The sequence below is a fragment of the Streptomyces sp. NPDC059454 genome (assembly GCF_042749965.1).
Lineage (GTDB): Bacteria > Actinomycetota > Actinomycetes > Streptomycetales > Streptomycetaceae > Streptomyces.
In genome coordinates, this window is sequence record NZ_JBHYVC010000068.1 from 15,587 (window position 1) to 40,340 (window position 24,754).

The 24,754-nt window shown below is 72.8% G+C and carries 22 protein-coding genes and 2 pseudogenes; 14 read left to right on the plus strand and 10 right to left on the minus strand.

Features of this window, described 5'->3' with window-relative positions; genetic code table 11:
- Nucleotides 1-147: 147 nt before the first annotated feature.
- The 3 genes from ACFXAE_RS30990 to ACFXAE_RS31000 all read right to left on the minus strand — a co-directional run bounded on the left by ACFXAE_RS30990 (nt 148) and on the right by ACFXAE_RS31000 (nt 2,756).
- Nucleotides 148-756, minus strand: a complete 609-nt coding sequence (locus ACFXAE_RS30990; RefSeq protein WP_384721199.1) for a dihydrofolate reductase family protein — start codon at nt 754-756, stop codon at nt 148-150.
- 81 nt (nt 757-837) lie between these two features.
- Complete coding sequence (locus ACFXAE_RS30995) at nt 838-2,421, minus strand: transporter (protein WP_384721202.1); 1,584 nt, start codon at nt 2,419-2,421, stop codon at nt 838-840.
- A complete protein-coding gene (locus ACFXAE_RS31000; RefSeq protein WP_384721205.1) occupies nt 2,418-2,756 on the minus strand; it encodes a hypothetical protein in 339 nt (112 codons plus the stop codon). The genes ACFXAE_RS30995 and ACFXAE_RS31000 overlap by 4 nt, the downstream gene beginning before the upstream one ends.
- 804 nt (nt 2,757-3,560) lie before the next feature.
- Between ACFXAE_RS31000 and ACFXAE_RS31005 the strand changes: the two genes are divergently transcribed.
- Entirely contained in the window at nt 3,561-4,484 is a 924-nt protein-coding gene (locus ACFXAE_RS31005) for a HipA family kinase (RefSeq protein ID WP_384721258.1), read from the plus strand.
- 43 nt (nt 4,485-4,527) lie between these two features.
- Here the strand turns inward: ACFXAE_RS31005 and aceB are convergent, their stop codons facing one another.
- Nucleotides 4,528-6,153 (minus strand): malate synthase A, encoded by a 1,626-nt coding sequence (aceB, locus tag ACFXAE_RS31010; RefSeq protein ID WP_384721208.1) that lies wholly within the window; start codon nt 6,151-6,153, stop codon nt 4,528-4,530.
- A gap of 314 nt (nt 6,154-6,467) precedes the next feature.
- Entirely contained in the window at nt 6,468-7,085 is a 618-nt protein-coding gene (locus ACFXAE_RS31015) for an NTP transferase domain-containing protein (RefSeq protein WP_384721211.1), read from the minus strand.
- A 229-nt stretch (nt 7,086-7,314) separates the two neighbouring features.
- Here ACFXAE_RS31015 and ACFXAE_RS31020 point away from each other — a divergent pair, with 229 nt between their 5' ends.
- The gene (locus ACFXAE_RS31020) at nt 7,315-7,602 is read left to right on the plus strand and encodes a DUF5955 family protein (RefSeq protein WP_384721214.1); all 288 of its coding nucleotides are present in this window, start codon (nt 7,315-7,317) and stop codon (nt 7,600-7,602) included.
- Nucleotides 7,603-7,624: 22 nt separating this feature from the next.
- Here ACFXAE_RS31020 and ACFXAE_RS31025 read toward each other — a convergent pair whose 3' ends face one another.
- The gene (locus ACFXAE_RS31025) at nt 7,625-8,431 is read right to left on the minus strand and encodes an IclR family transcriptional regulator (protein WP_384721217.1); all 807 of its coding nucleotides are present in this window, start codon (nt 8,429-8,431) and stop codon (nt 7,625-7,627) included.
- Nucleotides 8,432-8,672: 241 nt separating this feature from the next.
- Here ACFXAE_RS31025 and allB point away from each other — a divergent pair, with 241 nt between their 5' ends.
- Both allB and alc read left to right on the plus strand, forming a co-directional pair.
- On the plus strand, nt 8,673-10,013 hold the full coding sequence (gene allB / locus ACFXAE_RS31030) for an allantoinase AllB (RefSeq protein ID WP_384721220.1): 1,341 nt from the start codon (nt 8,673-8,675) through the stop codon (nt 10,011-10,013).
- A 32-nt stretch (nt 10,014-10,045) separates the two neighbouring features.
- The gene (gene alc / locus ACFXAE_RS31035) at nt 10,046-11,158 is read left to right on the plus strand and encodes an allantoicase (RefSeq protein WP_384721223.1); all 1,113 of its coding nucleotides are present in this window, start codon (nt 10,046-10,048) and stop codon (nt 11,156-11,158) included.
- Nucleotides 11,159-11,326: 168 nt separating this feature from the next.
- Here alc and ACFXAE_RS31040 read toward each other — a convergent pair whose 3' ends face one another.
- Entirely contained in the window at nt 11,327-12,091 is a 765-nt protein-coding gene (locus ACFXAE_RS31040) for an SDR family NAD(P)-dependent oxidoreductase (RefSeq protein ID WP_384721226.1), read from the minus strand.
- Nucleotides 12,092-12,234: 143 nt separating this feature from the next.
- Here ACFXAE_RS31040 and ACFXAE_RS31045 point away from each other — a divergent pair, with 143 nt between their 5' ends.
- Nucleotides 12,235-12,861 carry a dihydrofolate reductase family protein gene (locus tag ACFXAE_RS31045; RefSeq protein WP_384721229.1) on the plus strand — a complete coding sequence of 209 codons (627 nt, stop codon included), beginning with the start codon at nt 12,235-12,237 and terminating at the stop codon, nt 12,859-12,861.
- A 100-nt stretch (nt 12,862-12,961) separates the two neighbouring features.
- On the opposite strand, the gene ACFXAE_RS31050 is transcribed toward ACFXAE_RS31045, so the two are convergent.
- Complete coding sequence (locus tag ACFXAE_RS31050; RefSeq protein WP_384721232.1) at nt 12,962-13,798, minus strand: undecaprenyl-diphosphate phosphatase; 837 nt, start codon at nt 13,796-13,798, stop codon at nt 12,962-12,964.
- A gap of 473 nt (nt 13,799-14,271) precedes the next feature.
- Here ACFXAE_RS31050 and ACFXAE_RS31055 point away from each other — a divergent pair, with 473 nt between their 5' ends.
- Nucleotides 14,272-14,568: an ATP-binding cassette domain-containing protein gene (locus ACFXAE_RS31055; RefSeq protein WP_384721235.1), complete on the plus strand. Its 297-nt coding sequence runs from the start codon at nt 14,272-14,274 to the stop codon at nt 14,566-14,568.
- A 39-nt stretch (nt 14,569-14,607) separates the two neighbouring features.
- On the opposite strand, the gene ACFXAE_RS31060 is transcribed toward ACFXAE_RS31055, so the two are convergent.
- Nucleotides 14,608-14,808: a hypothetical protein gene (locus ACFXAE_RS31060; protein ID WP_384721238.1), complete on the minus strand. Its 201-nt coding sequence runs from the start codon at nt 14,806-14,808 to the stop codon at nt 14,608-14,610.
- 179 nt (nt 14,809-14,987) lie between these two features.
- Between ACFXAE_RS31060 and ACFXAE_RS31065 the strand changes: the two genes are divergently transcribed.
- On the plus strand, nt 14,988-16,238 hold the full coding sequence (locus ACFXAE_RS31065; RefSeq protein ID WP_384721241.1) for a sensor histidine kinase: 1,251 nt from the start codon (nt 14,988-14,990) through the stop codon (nt 16,236-16,238).
- A 58-nt stretch (nt 16,239-16,296) separates the two neighbouring features.
- Nucleotides 16,297-16,971, plus strand: coding sequence for a response regulator (locus ACFXAE_RS31070; RefSeq protein WP_384721244.1), 675 nt, complete (start codon nt 16,297-16,299; stop codon nt 16,969-16,971).
- A 1-nt stretch (nt 16,972) separates the two neighbouring features.
- On the opposite strand, the gene ACFXAE_RS31075 is transcribed toward ACFXAE_RS31070, so the two are convergent.
- On the minus strand, nt 16,973-17,995 hold the full coding sequence (locus ACFXAE_RS31075) for a Gfo/Idh/MocA family oxidoreductase (RefSeq protein ID WP_384721247.1): 1,023 nt from the start codon (nt 17,993-17,995) through the stop codon (nt 16,973-16,975).
- A 116-nt stretch (nt 17,996-18,111) separates the two neighbouring features.
- On the opposite strand from ACFXAE_RS31075, the gene ACFXAE_RS31080 reads away from it, so the two are divergent.
- The 6 genes and pseudogenes from ACFXAE_RS31080 to ACFXAE_RS31105 all read left to right on the plus strand — a co-directional run.
- Nucleotides 18,112-18,861, plus strand: coding sequence for a GntR family transcriptional regulator (locus ACFXAE_RS31080; RefSeq protein ID WP_384721261.1), 750 nt, complete (start codon nt 18,112-18,114; stop codon nt 18,859-18,861).
- 124 nt (nt 18,862-18,985) lie between these two features.
- Nucleotides 18,986-19,426 (plus strand): annotated as a pseudogene (locus tag ACFXAE_RS31085) (ATP-binding cassette domain-containing protein); the annotation flags it as partial.
- 118 nt (nt 19,427-19,544) lie between these two features.
- Nucleotides 19,545-20,693: an ROK family glucokinase gene (locus ACFXAE_RS31090; RefSeq protein WP_384721250.1), complete on the plus strand. Its 1,149-nt coding sequence runs from the start codon at nt 19,545-19,547 to the stop codon at nt 20,691-20,693.
- Nucleotides 20,690-21,268, plus strand: a complete 579-nt coding sequence (locus tag ACFXAE_RS31095; RefSeq protein WP_384721264.1) for a sugar kinase — start codon at nt 20,690-20,692, stop codon at nt 21,266-21,268. The genes ACFXAE_RS31090 and ACFXAE_RS31095 overlap by 4 nt, the downstream gene beginning before the upstream one ends.
- Nucleotides 21,269-21,366: 98 nt before the next feature.
- Nucleotides 21,367-24,297 (plus strand): DEAD/DEAH box helicase, encoded by a 2,931-nt coding sequence (locus ACFXAE_RS31100; protein ID WP_384721253.1) that lies wholly within the window; start codon nt 21,367-21,369, stop codon nt 24,295-24,297.
- Nucleotides 24,294-24,754 (plus strand): annotated as a pseudogene (locus ACFXAE_RS31105) (hypothetical protein); the annotation flags it as partial. The gene ACFXAE_RS31100 and the pseudogene ACFXAE_RS31105, both read left to right, overlap by 4 nt.

Below are 24,754 nucleotides of genomic sequence, written 5' to 3' on the forward strand. Positions count from 1 at the left end.
ACCGGGGCCACCGCCACCCACTGTGTCGCGCCGCTGCGTGAGGGCGGCTCGTGCCCGGAACGCCGGCGCCGCCCCGCCGTTCCTGCCGTGCGGGGCGGCACCGGGGGACCTCCGGGGCGGCCGGGCCCCCGTTCTCCGCGGCGGCCCTCACTTCCCGAGCGTGGCGACGGCCTCCTCGTAACCACCCGACGGCGGCGCGGTGTCGGGGCCGTAGACGAGGTTCAGCACGCCCGTCGTGAACGTCTCCGACCTCAGCAGCTTCAACGGGATCGGCGGCTCGCCCTCGTCGAACAGGCGCATGCCCTTGCGCACGGCGATCGGGTGGACGAGGAGGCGCAGTTCGTCGAGGAGGCCGGCGGCCAGCAGCTGCCGGACGACGGAGACCGAGCCGCTCAGCGAGATGTCACCGCCCGGCTCGCTCTTCAGCGCGGCGGCGACCTCGACGACATCCCCCTCCGCCTGCTCGGAGTTCCGCCACCGCAGGTCGAGCCGCCGGTGTGAGAACACGATCTTCCGCATGTCGCCGAGCTGTTTGGCGAAGCCCGCGTCCTCGCCGCCCGCCGCCTCCCGCTCGGGCCAGGCGCCGGCGAAGCTGTCGTACGTCCTGCGGCCGAAGAGCAGGACCTCCGTGGTGTCCAGGCCCGCGCCGACGGCGGCTCCCATCGCGTCGTCGAAGTACGGGAAATGCCACTGGTCGGGCGCCTCGACGACGCCGTCGAGCGAGATGAACAGGCTGGCGTTGATCTTCCGCGGCATGGTGTCCTCCGAATCCGGGTGCGGGTACCGGATACGACCGTGCCACCCACCGGAACTCATCGGTGGGCGGCACGCGGATGTTCAGACGGTGTCCAGTTCCCGGCGGCGGTGGTCCGACCCCGGTGCGTCGCCCGCCGCCCGGCGCGGATCCGTGACGCTGCCCAGCCAGCCCAGCAGGAATCCGGCCGGCACCGTCACCAGGCCCGGGATCGTCACGTCCCAGACCTTGAAGTCGTGCTCCGGGAAGATCGACCCGGGTGCGCCGGACGTGTACGGCGACAGCGCGAGCGCCGCGATGCTCAGCACCGTGGCACCCCACAGGCACCACAGCGCACCGCGGGCGGTGAACCCGGGCCAGTACAGGGCGTACAGCAGAACGGGCGCGAGGGCGGCGCCGCAGACGGCGAGCCAGAGCGTCGAGACGACCACCAGGTTCCAGTCGGCGACGACGACCGCCACGGCCGCGGAGAGGGCCCCCGTCAGCGCCGCCGACCACCGCGACGCGGCACCGTCCGCCTTGCCTGCCGGGCGCCTGCCGGCGGGCTTGCCGGACGCACCCAGCACGTCCCGTCCCAGGGCGATGCCGGCGGCGAGGGTCACATCCACCACGGCCGCGAGCGCGGTGAGGAAGAGGACGCAGGCCAGGGCCGCGACCAGGACGCCGCCGCTGTCGAGCGCCCGCCCGAGCATCAGCGGTGTGAACACCTGCGCCGCCGGACCGGCCTCGCGCAGCGCCTCGCCGGCGAGGGCCGCCGCACCGACGCCGACGACGGCGAGCGCGCCGTACAGCAGGGTGAGTTCGCCGAGCATCCAGCGGCCGACGGTCCGGGCGCCGCGCGGGCTCTTCGTCGCGATCGCCCGCATCAGCACGGCGGGCATCGCCAGCGTGGCCATCGACATGCCGAGCATCTGCCCGATCCGGTTCACGGCCCCCGCCCACCCCTCACCGGTGTAGCCGCCCGGACGCGAGTACGCCTCGCCCGTCCCCGAGCCGTGCGCGGCGGCGTCGAGCAGCCGCCCCAGGTCCCCGCCGAAGCGGTGGAGCACGAGCACGGCGGCGACCACCAGCACGGGCAGGGCGATCGCCGACTTCGCGATCATCACCACGCCCGTGCCCCGGATCCCGCCACTGACGGCCAACGCCGTCATCACGCAGCCGATCACCACGATGCAGGCGGCCCGCACACCGGGCTGCCCGATCAGCGCCGCGGCGACATTGCCGACCACCACCAACTGCACGACCAGCAGCGGGAAGCAGACGAGCAGGGTAACCAGGCCCCACGAGACGCGTACGGCGGGCCCGCCGCTGCCGCGCGCGTCCAGCATGTCCGCGGCCGTCAGCGAGGCGTGCCCGCGCAGCGGCTCGATGATCAGCACGAGGAGCAGCATGACCCCGATCAGGCTGCCCAGCATGACGCCGAGGCCGTCGAAGCCGAACGAGGCGACCATGCCGACCAGTACGGTGACCGTCGCGACCGTGGTGGTGTCGCCGCCCATCGCGATGCCCTGCTGCCAGGAACGCAGCCGGCGGCTGTCGGACCGTACGAGAGCCCGGTCGTCCTCGTCGGCGCCGGTGACGATGCACAGCATCAGGCAGATCACGACGAACACCGAGAACACGGCGAAGACGAGGGACCGGGACGAGGGATCGAGCAGCGTGGTCACGACCACCTCCGGGCGCCCGGCCGCGGCTCGATCCGGTCGACCCGCCGCCCGTACACCACCAGCGCGTGCACACCGACGGCCAAGGGCACCACGGCCAGGACCACGCCGAGGCCCACCGGTCCGGCGATCCGCGTGCCGTACACGGCCGGTACGAGGGCGGCGGGCAGCACGTAGAGCAGCCAGGCGACGGCGATCCGGACGCCGAGCCGCAGCCCGACGGCCAGCCGCGCCGCCTCCCCGTCGTCGTGTCGTTCGTGCTCCGCCGGAGGTCGAGCGCCTGCTGCGGGCTCGTCATGGTGCGGCGGCCCGTGCCAGGGCTGCGGTCCGAAGGACATGGGGGCGGCTCCGCTCACGTCGATCCGGCACCCCGGAAGGGGTGCGAGTACGGGTGTGGGGGTGGGCGCGGAGTCAATCAGACGCATGCACGAGCACGCACGCCCCGAGAGCAGATCTGTTCCTCCGCCCAATCCGGAGCCGTGCGGACGGTGAGCGGGCACTACGTGACCGGGAGCCGGGGCGGCCGGACGGCTCGGCCGATCACATCGCGAAGGCGCTGTTCAGCTCCGCTCGGTCCAGGTGAACAGCGCGCGCGGGGCGCGGAGCCGGTCATGTCTCTCGCGGCCGTGCGGCGTCCTGGGTGTACAGCCCGCCTGGGTTGCAGGACGTGGGCGGCCGGGGCCGGACGAGCTGTCCGCGGGGCGGGCACCGAGTCGTCCCTCCCGGCGTTGAGCAGTACACGAGGAGGACCGGAAAGGTTTCACGATGTACGGACCGCAGTACGGGCCCGGACACGACGCGCATCGAGTCCGGGACGGGATCGGTCCGCGGCACACCTGCGCCTCGATCACGCCGGAGGCAGGGAGTCCGCGGTGACGCCGGCACGATGGCCTCGGGCACTCGTCCCCGGCTGTCACGCCTGGTTACTATGCTCACTTTATGCCGGAAGCCGGAAGCCGGAAGCCGGAAGCCGGAAGCAAGGGCCGCGCCGCCATTGACGGACTGCTGGGGAGACAGGGGGCGGGGATGTCGGTCGAAACTCCCCGAATGCTCCCCAGGGCTGATCGGGAGGTCTTCCTGGGGTGTGTTGCACTGGAACGTGCCGTGAAATATAAGGTAAACGAACTATGGGGCCTTGGAAAATGCTGAGAGAGGTCACCGCGACCCGCTACGTCGAGCCCCTCCGGTCCGGCGGCTCCGTCCCCGGCGTCTTCGAGGCCGACGACCTCGGCACCTACGTCGTCAAGTTCACCGGCTCCGCGCAGGGGCGCAAGGCGCTGGTCGCCGAGGTGATCGTGGGGGAGCTGGCGCGGGCGCTCGGGCTGCGGTTCCCGGAGCTGGTGCTGGTGCACTTCGATCCGGCGGTGGCGGACGGCGAGCCGCACCAGGAGGTGCGGGAACTGCACGCCGCCAGCGCCGGGGTCAATCTCGGCATGGACTACCTGTCGGGCGCGCGGGACCTCACCCCCGAGGTCGCCCAGGCCTTCCCCGTCGAACCGCTGGAGGCCGGACGGATCGTCTGGCTCGACGCCCTCACCGTGAACGTGGACCGCACCGTGCACAGTTCCAACCTGGTGGTGTGGCCGACGTTGGGCGTCGCGCCGCCGCGGCTGTGGCTCATCGACCACGGGGCCGCGCTCGTCTTCCATCACCGCTGGGAGGGCTCCGACCCCGGTAAGGCGTACGACTTCCGTCATCACGCCCTCGGCCACTGCGGACCCGATGTACGGGCCGCCGACGCCGAGCTCGCGCCGAAGGTGACCGAGGAGCTGCTGCGGTCCATCACCGCCGAGGTCCCCGACGACTGGCTGGCCGACGACACCCGCTTCGCCACGCCCGACGAGGTCCGCGAGGCGTACGTGGCGTACCTCCACGCGCGTGTGCGGACGTCGGGGGCGTGGCTGCCCACCGGCTTCCCCAGCCAGGACGAACTCGCCGAGGAGAACGCCCGGCGGGCGGCCAGGACGCGGCGGGGCCGGCCGGACTGGCTGAAGCGGGTGCCCGACCTGCACGGCAGACCGGCGGCGGCCCAGGACTGGTCGGTGCACCTGGGAGGAGACGGCTGAGTGGCCCCCGGCGGACTCCGGGGGCCACTCGGAGACGTGGGGTTCAGCCCTGGAGCTGCTCGTACGCCGGCAGGGTGAGGAAGTCGGCGTAGTCCTCGTCGAGGGACACCTTCAGCAGCAGGTCGTGCGCCTGCTGCCAGTTGCCCGCCGTGAACGCCTCCTCGCCGAGCTCCGCGCGGATGCCCGCCAGTTCCTCGGCCGCGACCTTGCGGGCCAGCTCGGCGGTGACCCGCTCGCCGTTGTCGAGGACGACCCCCGCGTTGATCCACTGCCAGATCTGGGAGCGGGAGATCTCGGCGGTGGCGGCGTCCTCCATCAGGTTGAAGATGGCCACCGCGCCGAGCCCGCGCAGCCACGCCTCGATGTAGCGGATGCCGACCTGCACGGCGTTGACCAGGCCCGTGTACGTCGGCCTGGCGTCCAGGGAGTCGACGGCGATGAGGTCCTCCGCCTTCACGTCCACGTCCTCGCGGAGGCGGTCCTTCTGGTTCGGCCGGTCGCCGAGCACCCGGTCGAAGGACTCCATGGCGATCGGGACCAGGTCGGGGTGGGCGACCCAGGAACCGTCGAAGCCGTCGTTCGCCTCACGGTCCTTGTCGGCGCGCACCTTCTCGAAGGCCACCTTGTTGACCTCCGCGTCCCGGCGGGACGGGATGAACGCCGCCATGCCGCCGATCGCGTGCGCGCCGCGCTTGTGGCAGGTGCGGACGAGGAGTTCGGTGTACGCGCGCATGAACGGGGCGGTCATCGTCACCGCGTTGCGGTCCGGGAGGACGAACCTCGCCCCGCCGTCACGGAAGTTCTTGACGATGGAGAACAGGTAGTCCCAGCGGCCGGCGTTCAGCCCGGAGGCGTGGTCGCGCAGTTCGTAGAGGATCTCCTCCATCTCGTACGCGGCTGTGATCGTCTCGATCAGGACGGTGGCGCGGACCGTGCCCTGCGCCACGCCCAGGTACTCCTGCGCGAAGACGAACACCTCGTTCCACAGCCGGGCCTCCAGGTGGGACTCCGTCTTGGGGAGGTAGAAGTACGGACCCTTGCCGAGCTCGATCAATCGTTTGGCGTTGTGGAAGAAGTACAGGCCGAAGTCGACGAGCGCGCCGGGCACCGGGGTGCCGCCGGCGTCGGTGAGGTGGCGCTCGTTCAGGTGCCACCCGCGCGGGCGCATGACGACCGTCGCCAGCTCCTCGTCCGGGCGCAGGGCGTACGACTTGCCGGACCCCGGGTCGGTGAAGTCGATGTTCCGCGTGTAGGCGTCGATCAGGTTGAGCTGGCCGGTGACCACGTTCTCCCAGGTGGGCGCCGAGGCGTCCTCGAAGTCAGCGAGCCAGACCCGCGCGCCGGAGTTGAGGGCGTTGACGGTCATCTTGCGGTCGGTGGGGCCGGTGATCTCGACGCGGCGGTCGTCGAGGGCCTCGGGAGCCGGGGCCACCCGCCAGGAGTCGTCCGCGCGGACGGCGGCCGTCTCCGGCAGGAAGTCGAGCGTGCACGTACGGGCGATCGCGTCGCGGCGCTCCGCGCGGCGGGCGAGCAGCTCGTCACGCCGGGGTGTGAACCGCCGGTGCAGCGCGGCCACGAAGGCGAGCGCCGCCTCGGTGAGAACCTCCTCCTGCCGGGGCAGGGGTCCGGCGTCGACGATGGCCAGCGGGGACGGCGCTGGTGCGGACATCGGCTGTCACTTCCTTCGGCGTGCGGGGCACCGGGTGCCGGTCGGCCCGGGTACGGCGGTGGACGCCCGTGGGGAAGCCGGGCACCCCTGAGCAGTGGATAGTAATTTCCTCATGGTGGAAGTTCAATGTTCTGTTGATGTCGGGATTCTCCGGGTCGAGGGAAGGTGGCGCTCGGTGCCTGCCCGCTCCCGACTGCGCTCGAGCGGGAGGGACCCCATGAGGGGAGGTACCCCCACGAGTGGGAGGGGCCCATGAGGGGAGGTACCCCCACGAGTGGGAGGTGCCCCCAGCGTTCACCCACCGCCGCCCCGGCTCATTCGAGGTGCGCCAGATCCGCCTCGGTGTCGATGTCGTACGCCTCGGCCACGTCACCGCACTCGACGAGCGTGAGCCCTTCCGTGTGCTCCCTCAGATAGGCGCGTGCCCCTCGGTCGCCGGTCGCGGTCGCGGCGATTCCGGCCCAGTGCGCGGCGCCGAACAGCACCGGGTGGCCGCGCACGCCGGCGTAGGCGGCCGAGACGAGCGACTCGGAGGAGCGGAGGGCGCCGAGCACCCGGGCGACCGCCTCCGGACCGATCCCGGGCTGGTCGACCAGCGAGACCAGCGCGGCCCGCGCGCCCGTCCCGGCCAGTGAGCCGAGACCGGCCCGCAGGGAGGTGCCCATGCCCTGTTCCCACGCGGGGTTGTCGACGAGGACGCAGTCCGGCAGGAGGGCGCGGGCGCGCACCTCGTCCGCCCGCGCGCCGAGCACCACGTGCACCCGCGCGCAGCCGCCCGCGCGGAGCACCCCCACCGCGTGCTCCACCAGCGGCCGCCCCCGGTGCGTGAGCAGCGCCTTGGGCCGCCCGCCGAGCCGCCGTCCGCCGCCCGCGGCCAGCAGCAGTCCCACGACCTCCGTGGCGCTGTCCCCGCTCCTGTGATGTGTCGTCATGCCTCCTGCATACCGCACCCGTCGCGGGGTGGCGGGACGGGTGCGGGACGGGTGCCCCGGGCCACCATGTCACGCTGCGGAGCAACTTGATGACGCAGCGGACTGGCGCGAGGGGGTCGGGGTGGCGTTTACTGGCGCGACCGGCCGGCGGGGTACCGGGGCCGGTTGGGGAGGCGTACTACGAGGTGCCAGGGGGAGGACTGCGTTGCCCAGTGTGGAGCAGAGGCGTGTGCCCGGCAGTCAGGTGGACCCGCGGGTGCGGGAGCTGTGCTCCGCCGTGTCCCGGTTACGCCGTCAACTTGCCGCATATCCAGGGGAGTTCCGGGACCGGAGCGTCGCGGAGGAGGAGCTCGCCGAACTGGCCGGGACGGCCGCCGCCGGCGACCCCGAGATCGCCCGGCTGCGCCGCTCCCTGCTGCTGATCGCGGGCGCGATCGGCTCGGTGAGCGCGCTGGGGCAGGGTGTGCGCGAACTGCGCGAGGCGGTGGACCTGTTCGGCCCGTCACCGCGCGGCTGACGCACGCCGGCGATCGGTGTGATCAGGCGGTCGGGGCGGTGCCCGGCGTGGTGAGGGCCTCGGAGAGCTCCGCCGCGACCTGCTGGAGCACCGGCACGATCCTCTCCGTCGCCGACTCCGTGACCCGTCCCGCCGGGCCCGAGATGGAGATCGCCGCCGCCGTGGGAGAGTCCGGCACCGGTACGGCGAGGCAGCGGACGCCGATTTCCTGCTCGTTGTCGTCCATCGCGTAGCCGAGGCGCCGGACGTCCTCCAGCGCCGCGAGGAAGCCCTCCGGTGTGGTGATGGTCCTGTCCGTCGCGGCGGGCATGCCGGTGCGGCCGAGCAGGGCCCGTACCTCCTCCGGCGGAAAACCGGCCAGCAGGGCCTTGCCCACGCCCGTGGAGTGCGGCAGGACACGCCGGCCCACCTCGGTGAACATCCGCATGGAGTGCTTCGACGGCACCTGGGCCACGTACACGATCTCGTCCCCGTCGAGCAGTGCCATGTTCGCCGTCTCGCCGGTCTCCTCCACCAGGCGGGCCAGATACGGCCGTGCCCAGGTGCCAAGGAGGCGGGAGGCGGACTCGCCGAGCCGGATCAGCCGTGGGCCCAGCGCGTAGCGGCGGTTGGGCTGCTGGCGTACGTAGCCGCAGGCGACCAGCGTGCGCATCAGGCGGTGGATGGTCGGCAGGGGCAGTCCGCTGCTCGCGGACAGTTCGCTCAGGCCGACCACGCCGCCCGTGTCCGCCATCCGTTCGAGCAGATCGAAGGCGCGCTCGAGGGACTGCACGCCGCCACTGGCGGCGGACCGGGCGGAGTCGGTGGTGCTGGCGCTGGACGTCGGCACGGCGCGTTCCTTTCGCGGCTGGCGGGAAGGCAGAAGCCTACCCGGCGGCCGGTCGGCCACCCGCTTGTGCCTCACTACGTTCTGTTGGGTGAAATTCTCATTCCGTCTTGTGGAATCGTCCAGAGGTGGCCACCGGCCCGGACCGGACGGGACGAGTGTCCTTGACGGGCCGGAAGTGCGGGTGAAGACTCCTTCAACAGAACGTTGAACTCGATCCCGGCGAAAAGTCAGGAGGATCCGGGTGTCCGACGCCGAACCGGTGCTGCGCTCCACGCGCGTCATCACTCCCGAGGGAACGCGCGCCGCGTCCGTCACGGTCGCCGACGGCACGATCACGGCCGTCCTGCCGTACGACGCACCCGTCCCGGAAGGCGCCCGCCTGGAGGATCTCGGCGACGACGTCCTGCTGCCCGGCCTGGTCGACACCCACGTGCACGTCAACGACCCCGGCCGCACCGAGTGGGAGGGTTTTTGGACCGCCACCCGCGCGGCGGCGGCCGGCGGCATCACCACGCTGATCGACATGCCGCTCAACTCCCTCCCGCCCACCACCACCGTCGACCACCTGCGCACCAAGCGGCGGGCCGCCGTCGGCAAGGCCCACATCGACGTCGGCTTCTGGGGCGGCGCCCTGCCGGACAACGTCAAGGACCTGCGCCCGCTGCACGACGCCGGCGTCTTCGGCTTCAAGGCCTTCCTGTCGCCGTCCGGCGTGGACGAGTTCCCCCACCTCGACCAGGAACGACTCGCCCGCTCCCTGGCCGAGATCGCCGCCTTCGACGGGCTGCTGATCGTGCACGCCGAAGACCCGCACCGCCTCGCCGCCGCCCCGCAGCGCGGCGGCCCGAGGTACGCCGACTTCCTCGCCTCCCGCCCGCGCGACGCCGAGGACAGTGCCATCGCGCAGCTCGTGCGGCAGGCGAAACGTTCGGGCGCGCGGGTGCACGTGCTGCACCTGTCCTCCGGCGACGCGCTGCCCCTGATCGCCGCGGCCAAGGCGGACGGCGTACGCGTCACCGTCGAGACCTGCCCCCACTACCTCACCCTCACCGCGGAGGAAGTCCCGGACGGGGCCAGTGAGTTCAAGTGCTGCCCGCCCATCCGCGAGGCCGCCAACCGGGATCTGCTCTGGCAGGCCCTGGCGGACGGCACCGTCGACTGCGTCGTCACCGACCACTCGCCGTCCACCGCCGACCTCAAGACGGACGACTTCGCCACCGCCTGGGGCGGCATCTCCGGCCTCCAGCTCAGCCTGCCGGCCGTCTGGACCGAGGCCCGCGGGCGCGGCCACGGCCTGGAGGACGTCGTGCGCTGGATGTCGACGCGCACGGCCGAGCTCGCCGGACTCGACGCGCGCAAGGGCGCCATCGCGCCCGGCCGCGACGCCGACTTCGCCGTCCTCGCCCCCGACGAGACCTTCACCGTCGACCCGGCGGCGCTCCAGCACCGCAACCGCGTGACGGCATACGCGGGCAGGACCCTGTACGGCGTCGTCAAGTCCACCTGGCTGCGCGGTGAACGCATCGTCGCCGACGGCGCGTTCACCGAACCGAAGGGCCGACCGCTCACCCGCTCCCACTGACACCGACTCCCGGAAGGCAGGACCGGACCACCGTGACGGCGATCGAGAGCTTCACCGGCGACGCACACCCCTACAGCGGCGGTGACCCGTACGCGGACTACCGCACCGCCGACTTCCCCTTCACCCACCACGCCGACCTCGCCGACCGCCGGCTCGGCGCCGGGGTCGTCGCCGCCAACGACGAGTTCTTCGCCCAGCGCGAGAACCTCCTGCTGCCCGGACGCGCCGAGTTCGACCCCGAGCACTTCGGGCACAAGGGCAAGGTCATGGACGGCTGGGAGACCCGGCGCCGGCGCGGCACCTCCGCCGACCACCCGTGGCCGGCGGCCGAGGACCACGACTGGGCGCTGATCCGGCTCGGCGCGCCCGGAGTCGTCCGCGGGATCGTCGTGGACACCGCCCACTTCCGCGGCAACCACCCGCAGGCCGTGTCCGTCGAGGGCACGTCGGTGGCGGGCTCCCCGTCGCCCGGGGAACTGCTCTCGGCCGACGTGAAGTGGACGACACTGGTACCGCGCACCCCGGTGGGCGGCCACGCGGCCAACGGCTTCGCCGTCGCGGCCGAACAGCGCTTCACCCACCTGCGCCTCAAGCAGCACCCCGACGGCGGCATCGCCCGGCTGCGCGTGTACGGCGAGGTGGTCCCGGACCCGGTGTGGCTGGCGGCACTCGGCACCTTCGACGTCGTCGCGCTGGAGAACGGCGGCCGGGTCGAGGACGCGTCGGACCGTTTCTACTCACCGGCCGCCAACACCATCCGGCCCGGCCGCTCCCACACGATGGACGACGGCTGGGAGACCCGCCGCCGCCGCGACCGGGGCCACGACTGGATCCGCTACCGCCTGGTGGCCCGGTCGCAGATCCGCGCCCTGGAGATCGACACGGCCTGCCTGAAGGGCAACAGCGCCGGCTGGGCGTCGGTTTCGGTGAGGAACGGCGACGGCGACTGGCGGGAGATCCTGCCCCGCACCCGCCTCCAGCCCGACACCGACCACCGCTTCGTCCTGCCCGAACCGGCCGTCGGCACGCACGCGCGCGTGGACATCCACCCCGACGGCGGCATCTCCCGGCTGCGCCTGTTCGGCTCCCTGACCGAGCGGGGGGCGGCCGCCCTGGCGGCCCGCCACCAGGAACTGGGCGGCTGACCGGCCGAGAACGCGCGGGGACGCACCGGCCGTTACGGTTCCGGTGCGCCCCCGCGCGGGATGTACGGCGGGTGTCACGCCGCGTGCCCCTGTGCGTCGGGCGTCGGATGTCACGCCGCGTGCCCCCGCGCGTCGGGTGTCACACGGCGTGCCGCCCCACGGCGGGTGTCACGCCGCGTGTCCGCCGTCCACCGAGAACTCCGCGCCGGTGATGTACGTGGCCCCCGCCAGATGGGCGACCGTGTCCGCCACCTCCTCCGCCTCACCGAAGCGCCCCAGCGCGGTCATCGTCGCCTGGCCGGACGCGTAGGGGCCGTCCGCCGGGTTCATCCCGGTGTCGATCGGGCCCGGGTGCACGATGTTCGCCGTGATCCCGCGCTCGCCCAACTCCCGTGCCAGGGCCTTGGTCAGACCCACCAGCGCCGACTTGCTCATCGTGTAGAGCGTGCCGCCGGGACCGGGCACACGCCGGGTCATGCAGGTACCGATGGTGATGATCCGGCCCCCGTCCGTCATATGGGTGACGGCCGCCCGGGAGGCCAGGAAGGCACCGCGCACATTCACCGCGAGCACCCGGTCGACGTCGGCGAGGGACAGCGTCTCCACCGGGCCGAGCACACCGAGGCCCGCGTTGTTCACCAGGATGTCGAGCCGGCCCAGCTCCCGCGCGGCGGCCGTCACCGCCCCGGCGGCATCCTCGGGGACACCGGCGTCCGCACGCAGGGCCACCGCGCGGCGCCCCAGCGCCTCCACGGCCCGTACGACGTCCTCGGCCGCCTCCTTGCCGTTCACATACGTCACCGCGACGTCCGCGCCCTCCCGCGCGAGCCGCAGCGCCGTCGCCGCGCCGATCCCACGGCTGCCGCCGGTGACCAGGGCCACCTTGCCGAGCAGGGCCTTCTCGAGGTTCTTCACAGATGTGTGAGTCGTCATGCGTCCATCCCAGCGCCCGCGCCCCCGGGGCGCTGGCGGCGAACGGACGTCGACCTGCCGTACGACCGATGAGTTGCGGGCACCGCCGGGGTCTGAGCTGATGACGTCACATCCGCCCGCTCACCGAAAGGCAGGAACCCGCCATGGGCAAGCTCGTGGTCACCAGCTTCGTCACCCTCGACGGCGTCTACCAGGCCCCCGGCGGCCCCCAGGAGGACACCAGGGACGGCTTCGAACAGGGAGGCTGGAGCGTTCCCTACGGCGACGAGGACTTCGGCCGGTTCGTCGACGGGGTCTTCTCCCGCGTGGGGGCCTTCCTCCTCGGCCGCCGTACGTACGACATCTTCGCCTCGTACTGGCCGAAGATGACCGACCCCGCGGACCCGGTCGCCGGCAAACTGAACAAGCTGCCGAAGTACGTCGCGTCCACCACCCTCACCGACCCCGGATGGGCCGGTACCACCGTGATCGCCGGCGACCTCGCCAAGGAGGTCACCGCCCTCAAGGAGCGCACCGACGGCGAGCTCCAGCTGCACGGCAGCGGCGCCCTCGCCCGGTCCCTGTTCGCGCTCGACCTCGTGGACACCCTGCACCTGCTGACCTTCCCGGTCGTCCTCGGAGCCGGGCGCCGCCTGTTCCCGGAGGGCTCGATGCCGAGCGCCTTCCGGCACACCGGCGGAGAGATCACCGCCGCGGGCGTGTCCATCCAGACCTACGACTTCTCCGGCCGCCCCGAGTACGGCTCGTACGAGCTCCCGGAAACGACCTGATGCTCGGCATCGGGCATCGGGCATCGGGCGAGGCCCGTCGGCGGTCGTGCGAGACGTCCGGTGTCTCGACCCGTTTGCCGACGGGCCTCGTCGGAAGCGGTCAGGTCGACGGCAGGATGTCGGCGCCGAGCAGGAACATGATGAAGAGGCCGAGCACCACCCGATAGCCGATGAACACGCTGTAGCTGTGCTTCGCCACGAACTTCAGCAGCCAGGAGACCGCCACATAGGCGGTCACGAAACTCACCAGGGTGGCGGTCAAGGTCGCGGGCCATCCCACTCCCCGGGAAATCGCCCCGAACTCGTCGACCGTCTGCAGCGCGCCGGCAGCGGTGAGCGCCGGGATGGACAGCATGAAGGAGAGCCGGGTGACGGTGACCCGGTCCAGGCCGCGGAGGAGGCCCGCCGACATGGTGGCGCCCGAACGGGAGACACCCGGAATCAGCGCCATGCACTGCACGATGCCGATGATCAGGGTGTCCTTCCAGGTCACCTCGTTCTCGCCGCGGACCTGAGTGCCCTTGCGGTCCGCGTACCACATGACCGCACTCCAGAGCACCAGTGCGGCCGAGACGAACCACAGGGTGCGGAGAGTTGTCTCGATGGTGTCCTTGAACGCGAGCCCGACCACCCCGATGGGCAGCGAACCCAGAATAACAGCCCAAGCGAGTTTGTAATCGGAATTATTTCGCTGCTCCGGCTTGGCGATCCCTCGGAATAAAGCAGTGAGGAGGCGACGAATATCCGAACGCAGGTACAGAAGCGTGGCCAGAACCGCGCCGACCTGAATGATGGCCGTGAAGGCGGTGATATCGGGGTCGTTGGTGGAGTGTCCGAGCATTCTCTCCAGGATGGTGAGATGCCCGGTACTGGAAACGGGCAAGAATTCGGTGAACCCTTCAACGGCGCCCAGGAACGCCGCCTCCCAAATATTCATGAAACTCTTTTCCTTGCTCAGGGCGGGTGTTGGGCCCCGCTCCTGCTTTGACGGTGAAGCTGCAGGCGAAAAGGCCAGAAATTCGTATGACGCTTTTATTTCAACCGTGAATTTCCGGAATTGTGGGTCGACGGATCACGGAAGAGTGGTTGTGCGGCGGCGACCGGCGGCAATACCGAGTCGGTGAAGGCGTTGGGTGATTCGGTGCCACGCCGACTCGGAGAGGGTGTGAGTGCCGCTTTCTGTGGCGCGATCCTCACGGTAGAGAAAATGCCGCTCGGGGAAGCTGCTTTCCACCTTGCGCTGTCCGGTCCGATCATGGCAAGAGTCGACGGGTGGTTGGCCGAGGGTTCGCTGAAGTCCTGACTAAAGTAAGGTCGGTTTCCTGCCCATGGACTGGTGTGGCGGCGCCCGGTCAGCCCTTGCCTTCGGCGTGAGGCGGGGAGCGCTGGAACGGCCGGGAGTCCGCAAGCATGATCACCCTGCGGGGTCTGACGAAGAGGTACGGCGGTCGGACCGTCGCGGGCGACCTGTCCCCGGCCATCGGTGCGGGCGGGGTCGCCGGCTTTCCCGGGCCCGGGGGCGCGGGCAGGTCCACCACGATGCGGATGATCGTGGGCCTGGACCACCCCACGTCCGGCCAGGCGCTCGCCGGCGGCCGTGCTGGTGCGGAACTGGCGTATCCGCTGCGGGAGACCGGTGCCCCGCCGGACACCAGGACCGTGCGCCCCGGACGCCGCGCCGACTCCTGCTCGCTCGGTACGGGGTAGCGCCGGGGGATCGCCGGTGCCCTGCTGGGTGACCCGGGATCAGCCGGGCTTCCGGCTCTCCGCGGCGGCGATCAGGGCGCCGCCCAGCACCAGCAGGGCGATGCTCGCGAAGAGTTCGTAACCGTCGAGGAACGAAAACCGGTAGACGAGTCCCCAGTCCCAGCCGGCGAGCTCGCTCACCAGACCCGCCACCCCCTGCACCCCGGTGAGGAACCCCAGAACTTCCAGTGTCTGCTTCATGCCACCGACTCTCGCCCCGCGGACCCCCCACCCACATCGGCCGCGGGGCGAGCCCTTCCCGACGGAAGGAGGTGCTTCGCGCCGGCCGGAGCGCCGAAAGTCCGCGGTGCCGCGACTTCGGTAGCCGATCCCGCCGGCGAGGCTGTGCGGGGGTCGACTCCTGCGTAGATTTGTTGGCCGTGACTGGTGACAAGGCGGTGCAGACCGCCTCGGTGTTCACGGGGCGCCGATGGTTCTTCCCGTCCGCCCTCATCCACGAGCTCGCCCCCGACGTGGCCCGCTCCGGGCGGCGGCCCCGGCGCACCGCGCGCGACTGGGTCGTCGACTTCGCCTGCTTCCTGCTGGCCGTGCTCGTGGGCCTGGCGGGAGCCGAAACGCTCCGCGACAACCACGACATCCCGCACGCGCTGGCCGTCGCCGACCAGGTGCTCGGCGCGCTGTCGTGCGCCGCGATCTGGCTGCGCCGGCGGTGGCCGCTCGCCCTGGCCGTCGTGATGGTCCCGGTCAGCTTCGTCTCGGAGACCTCCGGCGGCGTGGCGATCATCGCCCTGTTCACGCTCGCCGTGCACCGGCCCTTCCGGTACGTGGCCTGGGTGGGCGGCGTGCAGGTGCTGCTGGGACCGCTCTACTTCTGGTGGCGCCCCGATCCCGACCTGCCGTACCTCGCCGTGCTCGTCCTCTTCCTCGTGCTGACGGCCGCGACCGTCGGCTGGGGCATGTTCGTACGGTCCAAGCGGCAGCTCATGCTGAGCCTGCGGGACCGGGCGCGGCGGGCCGAGACCGAGGCGCGGCTGCGGGCCGAGCAGGCGCAGCGGCTGGCGCGCGAGGCCATCGCGCGGGAGATGCACGACGTGCTCGCGCACCGGCTGACGCTGCTGAGCGTGCACGCGGGCGCCCTGGAGTTCCGGCCCGACGCCCCGCGCGAGGACATCGTGCGGGCGGCCGGTGTCATCCGGGAGAGCGCGCACGAGGCGCTGCAGGACCTTCGGGAGATCATCGGCGTGCTGCGGGCCGGCGACTCCGACGACACGGGCCGGCCGCAGCCGACGCTCGCGGCGCTCGACACCCTGGTCGCCGAGTCCCGGCAGGCCGGCATGAAGGTCGCCCTGGAGCAGCGGGTCACCGACCCGGCCGGCGTCCCCGCCTCCGTCGGCCGCACCGCCTACCGCATCGCCCAGGAGGGCCTGACCAACGCCCGCAAGCACGCCCCCGGCACGGAGGTCACCGTGTCGGTCACCGGCGGCCCGGGGGAGGGCCTCACCGTGGCCGTGCGCAACCCCGCGCCGGAGGGGGACGTACCGCACGTGCCCGGCGCCGGGCAGGGCCTGATCGGGCTCACCGAACGGGCGACCCTGGCGGGCGGCACCCTGGAGCACGGGCCCACGTCCGACGGCGGGTTCGGGGTACGGGCACGGCTGCCGTGGGGGTGAACGGGGACCGGCCGGTGCGTGTGTCGCCGCGCCGCGCGACCGTGATTACCTACGGGCCATGACTGCGATCAGAGTGCTCCTCGTCGACGACGACCCGCTGGTGCGGGCCGGGCTGTCCCTCATGATGGGCGGCGCGGACGACATCGAGATCGTCGGTGAGGCCGCCGACGGCGGCGAGGTCGAGGCGCTCGTCGACCGCACCCGCCCGGACGTCGTCCTCATGGACATCCGGATGCCGGCGGTGGACGGTCTCACCGCCACCGAGTCGCTGCGCCGGCGCGAGGACGCCCCGCAGGTCGTGGTGCTCACCACCTTCCACGCCGACGAGCAGGTGCTGCGCGCGCTCCGCGCGGGCGCCGCCGGGTTCGTCCTCAAGGACACCCCGCCCGCCGAGATCGTCGCCGCGGTGCGCCGGGTCGCGGTCGGCGACCCGGTGCTGTCGCCCACGGTCACCCGGCAGTTGATGGCCCACGCGGCCGGTACCGCCGCCGATACGCGGCGCACGCGCGCACGCGCGCGCGTCGCGGACCTCAACGACCGCGAACGCGAGGTGGCCGTCGCGGTCGGCCGGGGCCTGGCCAACGCCGACATCGCCACGGAGCTCTACATGAGCGTGGCCACCGTCAAGACCCACGTCTCCCGCATCCTGGCCAAGCTGGGCCTCAACAACCGTGTACAGATCGCCCTGCTCGCCCACGACGCCGGCCTCCTGGAGGAACCAGGGGACCGCTGACTCAGGTGTACGCCGCCGTCGCCCCGCGCACCAGCTCCGTCGGCCGGACCGGCCTGCGCTCCCGCCGGGACAGCTCGCACGCCTCCGCGACCAGCAGCGCCTGAAGGGCCTCCCGCCCGTCGCACGGGTTGGCCCGCTCGCCCCGCACCACCTCGACGAACGCGATCAGCTCGGCCTCGTACGCGGGCCCGAACCGATCGAGGAAGCCGGTCCACGGCTTGTCCGCGGCCGGCGGCCCGGTCGGCTCGGTGGACGCGATCGGCGTACGGTCGTCCAGGCCGACGGCGATCTGGTCGCGTTCCCCGGCGAGCTCCATGCGCACGTCGTAGCCGGCGCCGTTCAGCCGGGTCGCCGTGACCGTGGCGAGCGTGCCGTCGTCGAGGGTGAGGAGCGCCGCGCCGGTGTCGGCGTCGCCCGCCTCGCGGAACATCGCGGGCCCGGCGTCGGACCCGGCCGCGTAGACGTCCGTGACCTCCCGGCCGGTCACCCAGCGCAGGATGTCGAAGTCGTGGATCAGGGAGTCCCGGTACAGCCCGCCGGACTGCGGCAGATACCCGGCCGGCGGCGGCTCCGCGTCGCTGTTCATCGCCCGTACGGTGTGCAGCCGCCCGAGCCTGCCCGAGCGCACCGCCTCCCGCGCGCCCGTGTAACCGGCGTCGAAACGGCGCTGGAAGCCCATCTGCAGGATCGTTCCGGCGGTCTCGACCTCCGTGATCGCCTGTAACGTGCCCGCCAGGTCCAGGGCGATGGGCTTCTCGCAGAACACCGGCAGCCCCGCGCGTGCCGCCCGGCCGATCAGATCGGCGTGGGCGGACGTGGCCGCCGTGATCACCACGGCGTCCACTCCCCAGGTGTAGATCTCGTCCACCCCGGGTGCCGCCGTCTCGCCGAGCCGCTGGGCGAGGGCCTGGGCCCGCGCCGGATCGACGTCCGTGAGGATCAGGGAGCCGACGTCGCGGTGCCTGCTGAGTGTGTGGGCGTGAATGGTGCCGATGCGGCCCGTACCGATGACCCCGATGCGCATGGAAACAAAGTGGGGCCCGCGCCGCTCCCTGTCAATGCGTATGTCCGGACAACCGAACTACACAACTTCCCGTCAACAGCGCACGGGGCTACGCTCGGCCCGTGCCGAAACCAGAAGTGGACCCGACCGTACAGCTGGAGCTGAGCGTGGACCGCGGCTCCCCCGTGCCGTTGTACTTCCAGCTGTCCCAGCAGCTGGAGTCCGCCATCGAGCACGGCGCGCTGACCCCCGGCACCCTGCTGGGCAACGAGATCGAGCTCGCCGCACGGCTCGGTCTGTCCCGGCCGACCGTCCGCCAGGCCATCCAGTCCCTCGTCGACAAGGGACTGCTGGTGCGCCGCCGCGGGGTCGGCACCCAGGTGGTGCACAGCCAGGTCAAGCGTCCCCTGGAGCTCAGCAGCCTCTACGACGACCTGGAGGCGGCCGGCCAGCGCCCCGGGACGAAGGTGCTGGTCAACACCGTCGTGGCGGCGTCCGCCGAGGTCGCGGCCGCGCTCGGCGTGGCCGCGGACAGCGAGGTGCACCGGATCGAACGGCTGCGGCTCACCCACGGGGAGCCGATGGCGTACCTGTGCAACCACCTGCCGCCCGGCCTGCTCGACCTGGACACCGGCCGGCTGGAGGCCACCGGCCTGTACCGGCTGATGCGGGCCGCCGGGATCACCCTGCACAGCGCCCGCCAGACCATCGGCGCCCGTGCCGCCACCGCCGGCGAGGCCGAGCGGCTGGACGAGGAGACCGGCGCCCCACTGCTCACCATGGAGCGCGTGACCTTCGACGACACCGGCCGCGCGGTGGAGTTCGGCACTCACACCTACCGGCCCTCCCGCTACTCGTTCGAGTTCCAGCTGCTTGTACGGTCCTGACAATCCGACGCGACGTGCACACTGGGCCGTCGTCATGTCAGGACAATGTGACCGGCTTGCGGTCCCCGCGCGGGGAAGCCCGATGCCCGTGTTCGACAGTGGGGCGTTCGGGGCCGGCGCGGTCATCGGCCCCTTCAAGCGCCTGGACGTCGACCACATGCGCCGCACCACCCGCGCGGAACTCCTCCGCACGGGCATCGACCTCCGCGACGTCGACCAGCCCATCGGCACCCTCTCCGGCGGCGAACGCCAGTACGTGGCCGGCGCCCGCGCGGTGCACTTCGGAGCGAAGGTCCTCGTCCTGGACGAGCCGACGGCGGCCCTGGGCGTGAAGCAGTCGGGCGTGGTCCTGAAGTATGTGACGGCAGCACGCGACGAGGGCCCGGGCGTCGTTCTCATCACCCACAACCCGCATCACGCGTATCTGGTGGGCGACAGATTCGTCCTGCTGAAACGCGGCACGATGGCAGGCAACCACACGCGTGACGACATCACGCTGGACGGGCAGACCCGGCAGATGGCAGGTGGAACGGAGCTCGACGCTCTACGCCACGAGCTGCGACGCGCCCCACAGGGGCGCGGGGAACTGCGCGATCAACCCCAACGCACCCGCACCCGACAACGCACCACGCACCCGGGATCCATTCGGCACCCGGCGGAGCAGTGGGGCACAATCGCACACGATGAGCACCTACCGCGACTTCACCGCTCCCATCGGCTCCCGCCGCGCCCCGGTCCTGAGAACCGTCGGCACCCGGGAGCGCCGCTCCCACCTGACGGCGCCCCGTGTCCCGACGGTGGGCATCGACATCGGCGGCACCAAGGTCATGGCGGGCGTCGTCGACGCCGACGGCAACATCCTGGAGCGGCTGCGCACGGAGACCCCGGACAAGTCCAAGAGCCCCAAGGTCGTCGAGGACACCATCGTCGAACTGGTGCTGGACCTCTCCGACCGGCACGACGTGCACGCGGTCGGCATCGGTGCGGCCGGCTGGGTCGACGCCGACCGCAACCGCGTGCTGTTCGCCCCCCACCTGTCCTGGCGCAACGAACCGCTGCGCGACCGCCTCGCCGACCGCCTCGCCGTCCCCGTCCTGGTGGACAACGACGCCAACTCCGCTGCCTGGGCCGAGTGGCGTTTCGGCGCCGGCCGCGGCGAGGACCACCTCGTCATGATCACGCTCGGCACCGGCATCGGCGGCGCGATCCTGGAGGACGGGCAGGTCAAGCGCGGCAAGTACGGGGTGGCCGGCGAGTTCGGCCACATGCAGGTCGTCCCCGGCGGCCACCGCTGCCCCTGCGGCAACCGCGGCTGCTGGGAGCAGTACAGCTCCGGCAACGCGCTGGTCCGCGAGGCCCGCGAGCTGGCCGCCGCCGACTCGCCGGTCGCGTACGGGATCGTCGAGCACGTCAAGGGCAACGTCGCCGACATCAGCGGCCCGATGATCACCGAGCTGGCCCGCGAGGGCGACGCCATGTGCATCGAACTGCTCCAGGACATCGGGCAGTGGCTCGGCGTCGGCATCGCCAACCTCGCCGCCGCCCTCGACCCCTCCTGCTTCGTTATCGGCGGTGGCGTCTCCGCCGCCGACGACCTGTTGATCGGCCCCGCGCGGGACGCCTTCAAGCGGCATCTGACCGGTCGTGGCTACCGCCCCGAGGCCCGCATCGTCCGCGCCCAGCTCGGCCCCGAGGCCGGCATGGTCGGCGCCGCCGACCTCGCCCGGCTGGTCGCCCGCCGCTTCCGCCGCGCCAAGCGCCGCCGGGTCGAGCGGTACGAACGCTACGAGCGGTACGCGGAGGCCCGCCGTACCACCCAGGAGTCGCTGTGAGCGACGAGTCCTCCCGGCAGACGGCTCTCCCGGGCGCGCCCCGCCCGGCCGAGGGCCGGGGGCACATGATCCGCCGCAGGGCGCTCACCCTGCTGATCATCGTGCTGCTCATCGGCATCCCGGCCGGATATCTGGTGATCTCCGCGAACCAGAGCCGGGCCAGCGGCAAGGACAAGGAGGCGAAGTACTCCGCGACCGGCCTCACCGAGGGCTGGCCGTCGAAGGTGCAGCGCCGCCTCTACCAGGTGCCCGTACCGCACCCCGCCTGGTGGGTGGCCTCCTACGAGACCAACAACTGGAAGACCAGCCGCCTCTACGTCGAGTTCGAGACCACCGACGCGGGCCTGAGCGCCTTCCTCACCAGCATGGGCGTGCAGCAGAACGACCTGCGGCAGGGCGGCATCACCATCGGCGAGCGCGACCGGGACGTCACCGGCTGGACGTTCGACGGACCCGGCACCTGGTCCGGCCTCGTCCACGAGCAGAAGGACCCGGCGCCCACGCACGACGTCGTCGTCAACCACCACAAGCCGGGCTACCCGAGGGTGTACGTCGTCTCCCGCACCGTGCCCTGACCCCGCCCGCCCCACCGGCCGCCGGGGCCGGTTGTCAGACCCCGCCCGTAGAGTCGGAGACGACTGATCCGACAGACGGGCGGGAGGTGACAGGACGTATGGGCGAGCGGACCGTGACGGCCGGGCGGGACACCGCCGGGCCCGGCGGCGCGGACGGGGCGGACGTCCCCGTCCGGCTCGCGGCCGTCTTCCTCCCGGCGCCCCTCCCGCGCGAGGGACGCGTCGCCTTCTACGACCCCGAGGGCGGCCCCGACGGCGAAGGACCGCCCGGACCACCCGTCGGTGAAGGACCGCCCGGACCGCCCGACGCCTCCGCGCCCGCGCCGCGCACCGACCTCACCGTCGTCCGCCCGCACGGCACGGGGGTGCGGCGGCGGACGACCCCGGCGCTCCTCCTCCCCGTCGACGAGGCCCTGCCGCTGCTGGTCCGCGCCCGGCACGATCCCGCGGCCCACCCCGCCACCGCCTGCTGGGGCGCCGCCGCCCTGCACGCCCTGCGGCTCACCGCCCGCGGCCGGCTGCTGCCCGGTCTGACCGCCACCGGCCACGACGCCTGGCGCGCCGGCCCGCTCGACCCCGACGACGTGGCGCACCTGCGCGCGGTGGCCGCCGCCCTGCCCCCCGAGGGCCACGCCGTCCCGCTGCCCGGCCCCGGCCCGCTCCGGCTGCCCCGGCCGGAGGCGCTGGTGCGCGCCTTCCTGGACGCGGTCGCCGACACCCTGCCCCGCACCCCGGCCGCGCCGTACGCCGCGGGGCCGCCGTTCGCCGCGCGAAAGGCGCAGCGGTTGCCCGACGCCCACGACTGGGCCGCCGAGGTCGCCGCCGGCATGGACGCCGGCGTACGGATCTCGCTCCGTCTGGACCTGTCCGCGTACGACCTCTTCGACGCCGGTGAGGGAGCCGGCGGGGACGGGAGCGCCGCGCGGAGCGCGGGCGCCGCGATCGTGCAGGTGCACAGCCTCGCCGACCCGACCCTGGTGGCCGACGCGGCGGCCCTGTGGGCGGGCGCGGCGGACAGCGCCTTCGGCCCCCGCGCACGCGTGGACGCCGCCCTCGCGGTGCGCCGCGCGGCCCGGGTCTGGCCGCCGCTGGACCGGCTCTCCGACCAGGACGTGCCCGATGTACTGGCCCTCTCCGAGGAGGAGCTGAACGAGTTGCTGGGCGTGGCGGCCACCCGGCTCGCCGCGGCCGGGGTCGCCGTGCACTGGCCCCGGGACCTCGCCCAGGACCTGACCGTCACGGCGGTGGTCCGCCCGGCTCCCGGCTCGGCGACCGACGGCACGGGCTTCTTCGAGAGCGAGGACCTGCTGCGGTTCGGCTGGCAGCTCGCCCTCGGCGGCGACCCGCTCACCGAGGCCGAGATGGACGCCCTGGCCGAGGCCCACCGCCCGGTCGTACGGCTGCGTGACCGGTGGGTGCTGGTCGACCCCGCCCTCGTCCGCAAGGCCCGCAAACGGGACCTGGGGCTGCTCGACCCGGTCGACGCGCTGTCCGTCGCCCTCACCGGCCACGCGGAGGTCGACGGGGAGACGGTCGAGGCGGTGCCGGCCGGCGCCCTCGCCGTCCTCCGCGACCGCCTGACCGCCGGCGTGCGGCCCGCGCAGCCGCCGTCCGGCCTCGACGCCACCCTGCGCGACTACCAGCTGCGGGGCCTGGCCTGGCTGGACCTCATGACCTCCCTCGGCCTGGGCGGCTGCCTCGCCGACGACATGGGTCTGGGCAAGACCATCACCCTCATCGCGCTGCACCTGAAGCGGGCCCGCGCCGAGCCGACCCTGGTGGTCTGCCCGGCCTCGCTGCTCGGCAACTGGCAGCGGGAGATCACCCGGTTCGCGCCCGGCGTCCCCGTGCGCCGCTTCCACGGCCCCGACCGCACCCTGGACGGCCTCGACGGCGGCTTCGTCCTCACCACCTACGGCACCATGCGTTCCGCCGCACCGGACCTGGCCGGGCGGACGTGGGGCATGGTCGTCGCCGACGAGGCACAGCACGTCAAGAACCCCCACTCCGCGACCGCGAAGGCACTGCGAACGATCCCGGCGCCCGCGCGGGTGGCGCTCACCGGCACCCCCGTGGAGAACAACCTCTCCGAGCTGTGGGCCCTCCTCGACTGGACGACCCCCGGACTCCTCGGCCCGCTGAAGTCCTTCCGCGCCCGGCACGCGCGCGCCGTGGAGACCGGCGAGGACGAGGAGGCCGCCGAGCGCCTCGCCCGCCTGGTCCGCCCCTTCCTCCTGCGGCGCAAGAAGTCCGACCCCGGCATCGTCCCCGAGCTGCCGCCCAAGACCGAGACGGACCACCCCGTACCGCTCACCCGCGAACAGGCCGCGCTGTACGAGGCCGTGGTGCGCGAGTCGATGCACGCCATCGAGAGCGCGCAGGGCATGGGCCGGCGCGGCCTGGTGCTGAAGCTGCTGACCTCGCTCAAGCAGATCTGCGACCACCCGGCGCTCTACCTGAAGGAGGAGCACGTGCACGCCGGAGGCGACCGGCTCGCGGCCCGGTCCGGCAAACTCGCCCTGCTGGACGAGCTGTTGGACACCCTGCTCGCCGAGGACGGCTCCGCCCTGGTCTTCACGCAGTACGTCGGGATGGCCCGCCTGATCACCGCGCACCTCACCGGGCGCGCGGTCCCCGTCGAGCTCCTCCACGGCGGTACGCCGGTGGCGGAGCGGGAGCGCATGGTGGACCGCTTCCAGAGCGGCGCGACCCCGGTCCTGGTGCTCTCCCTCAAGGCCGCCGGCACCGGCCTGAACCTCACCCGCGCAGGCCACGTCGTCCACTTCGACCGCTGGTGGAACCCCGCGGTGGAGGAGCAGGCCACCGACCGCGCCTACCGCATCGGCCAGACCCAGCCCGTCCAGGTCCACCGCCTGGTCACCGAGGGCACGGTCGAGGACCGCATCGCCGAGATGCTGGAGTCCAAGCGCGCCCTCGCCGACGCGATCCTCGGCTCCGGCGAGTCGGCCCTCACGGAGCTGTCCGACCGTGACCTGTCCGACCTGGTGTCCCTGCGGAGGCAGGCATGACCCCCCGCCCCTCCGACGAGGCCCGCGAGGCCCTGCGCGCGGCCCGCGCACGGGCGACCCGCGAAGCGACGGCCACGGACACGCCGGGGCACCGGCCCACTCCGGACCAGCCGGCAGCCCCGGCCCCGACCGCCGGACAGCCCGACCGCCCCCGCCGGCCCGCTCCGCCCGACACCCGGGAAGCACGCCCGGGCGACGTGGCCCGCGAGGCGCTGCGGCAGGCGGTACGGGCCCGGCGCGGTACGGCGGGGCCCGCCGGCGACACGGACCCGGACCGCGAGGACACCGACGCACCGGCAGCGCACCACCCTCCCGCGGAGGCCGCGGCGGCGGAGGAGGCACCCTGTGAGGAACGGCCCCGCGGGGACGGGCCCCCCCCCGCCCGCCCCGCGCCCCGGGGCACGGCGGCCGCGGCCGGCCGTGGTGGCGGCCCCCGCGGGACCCCCCCCCCCCGGGG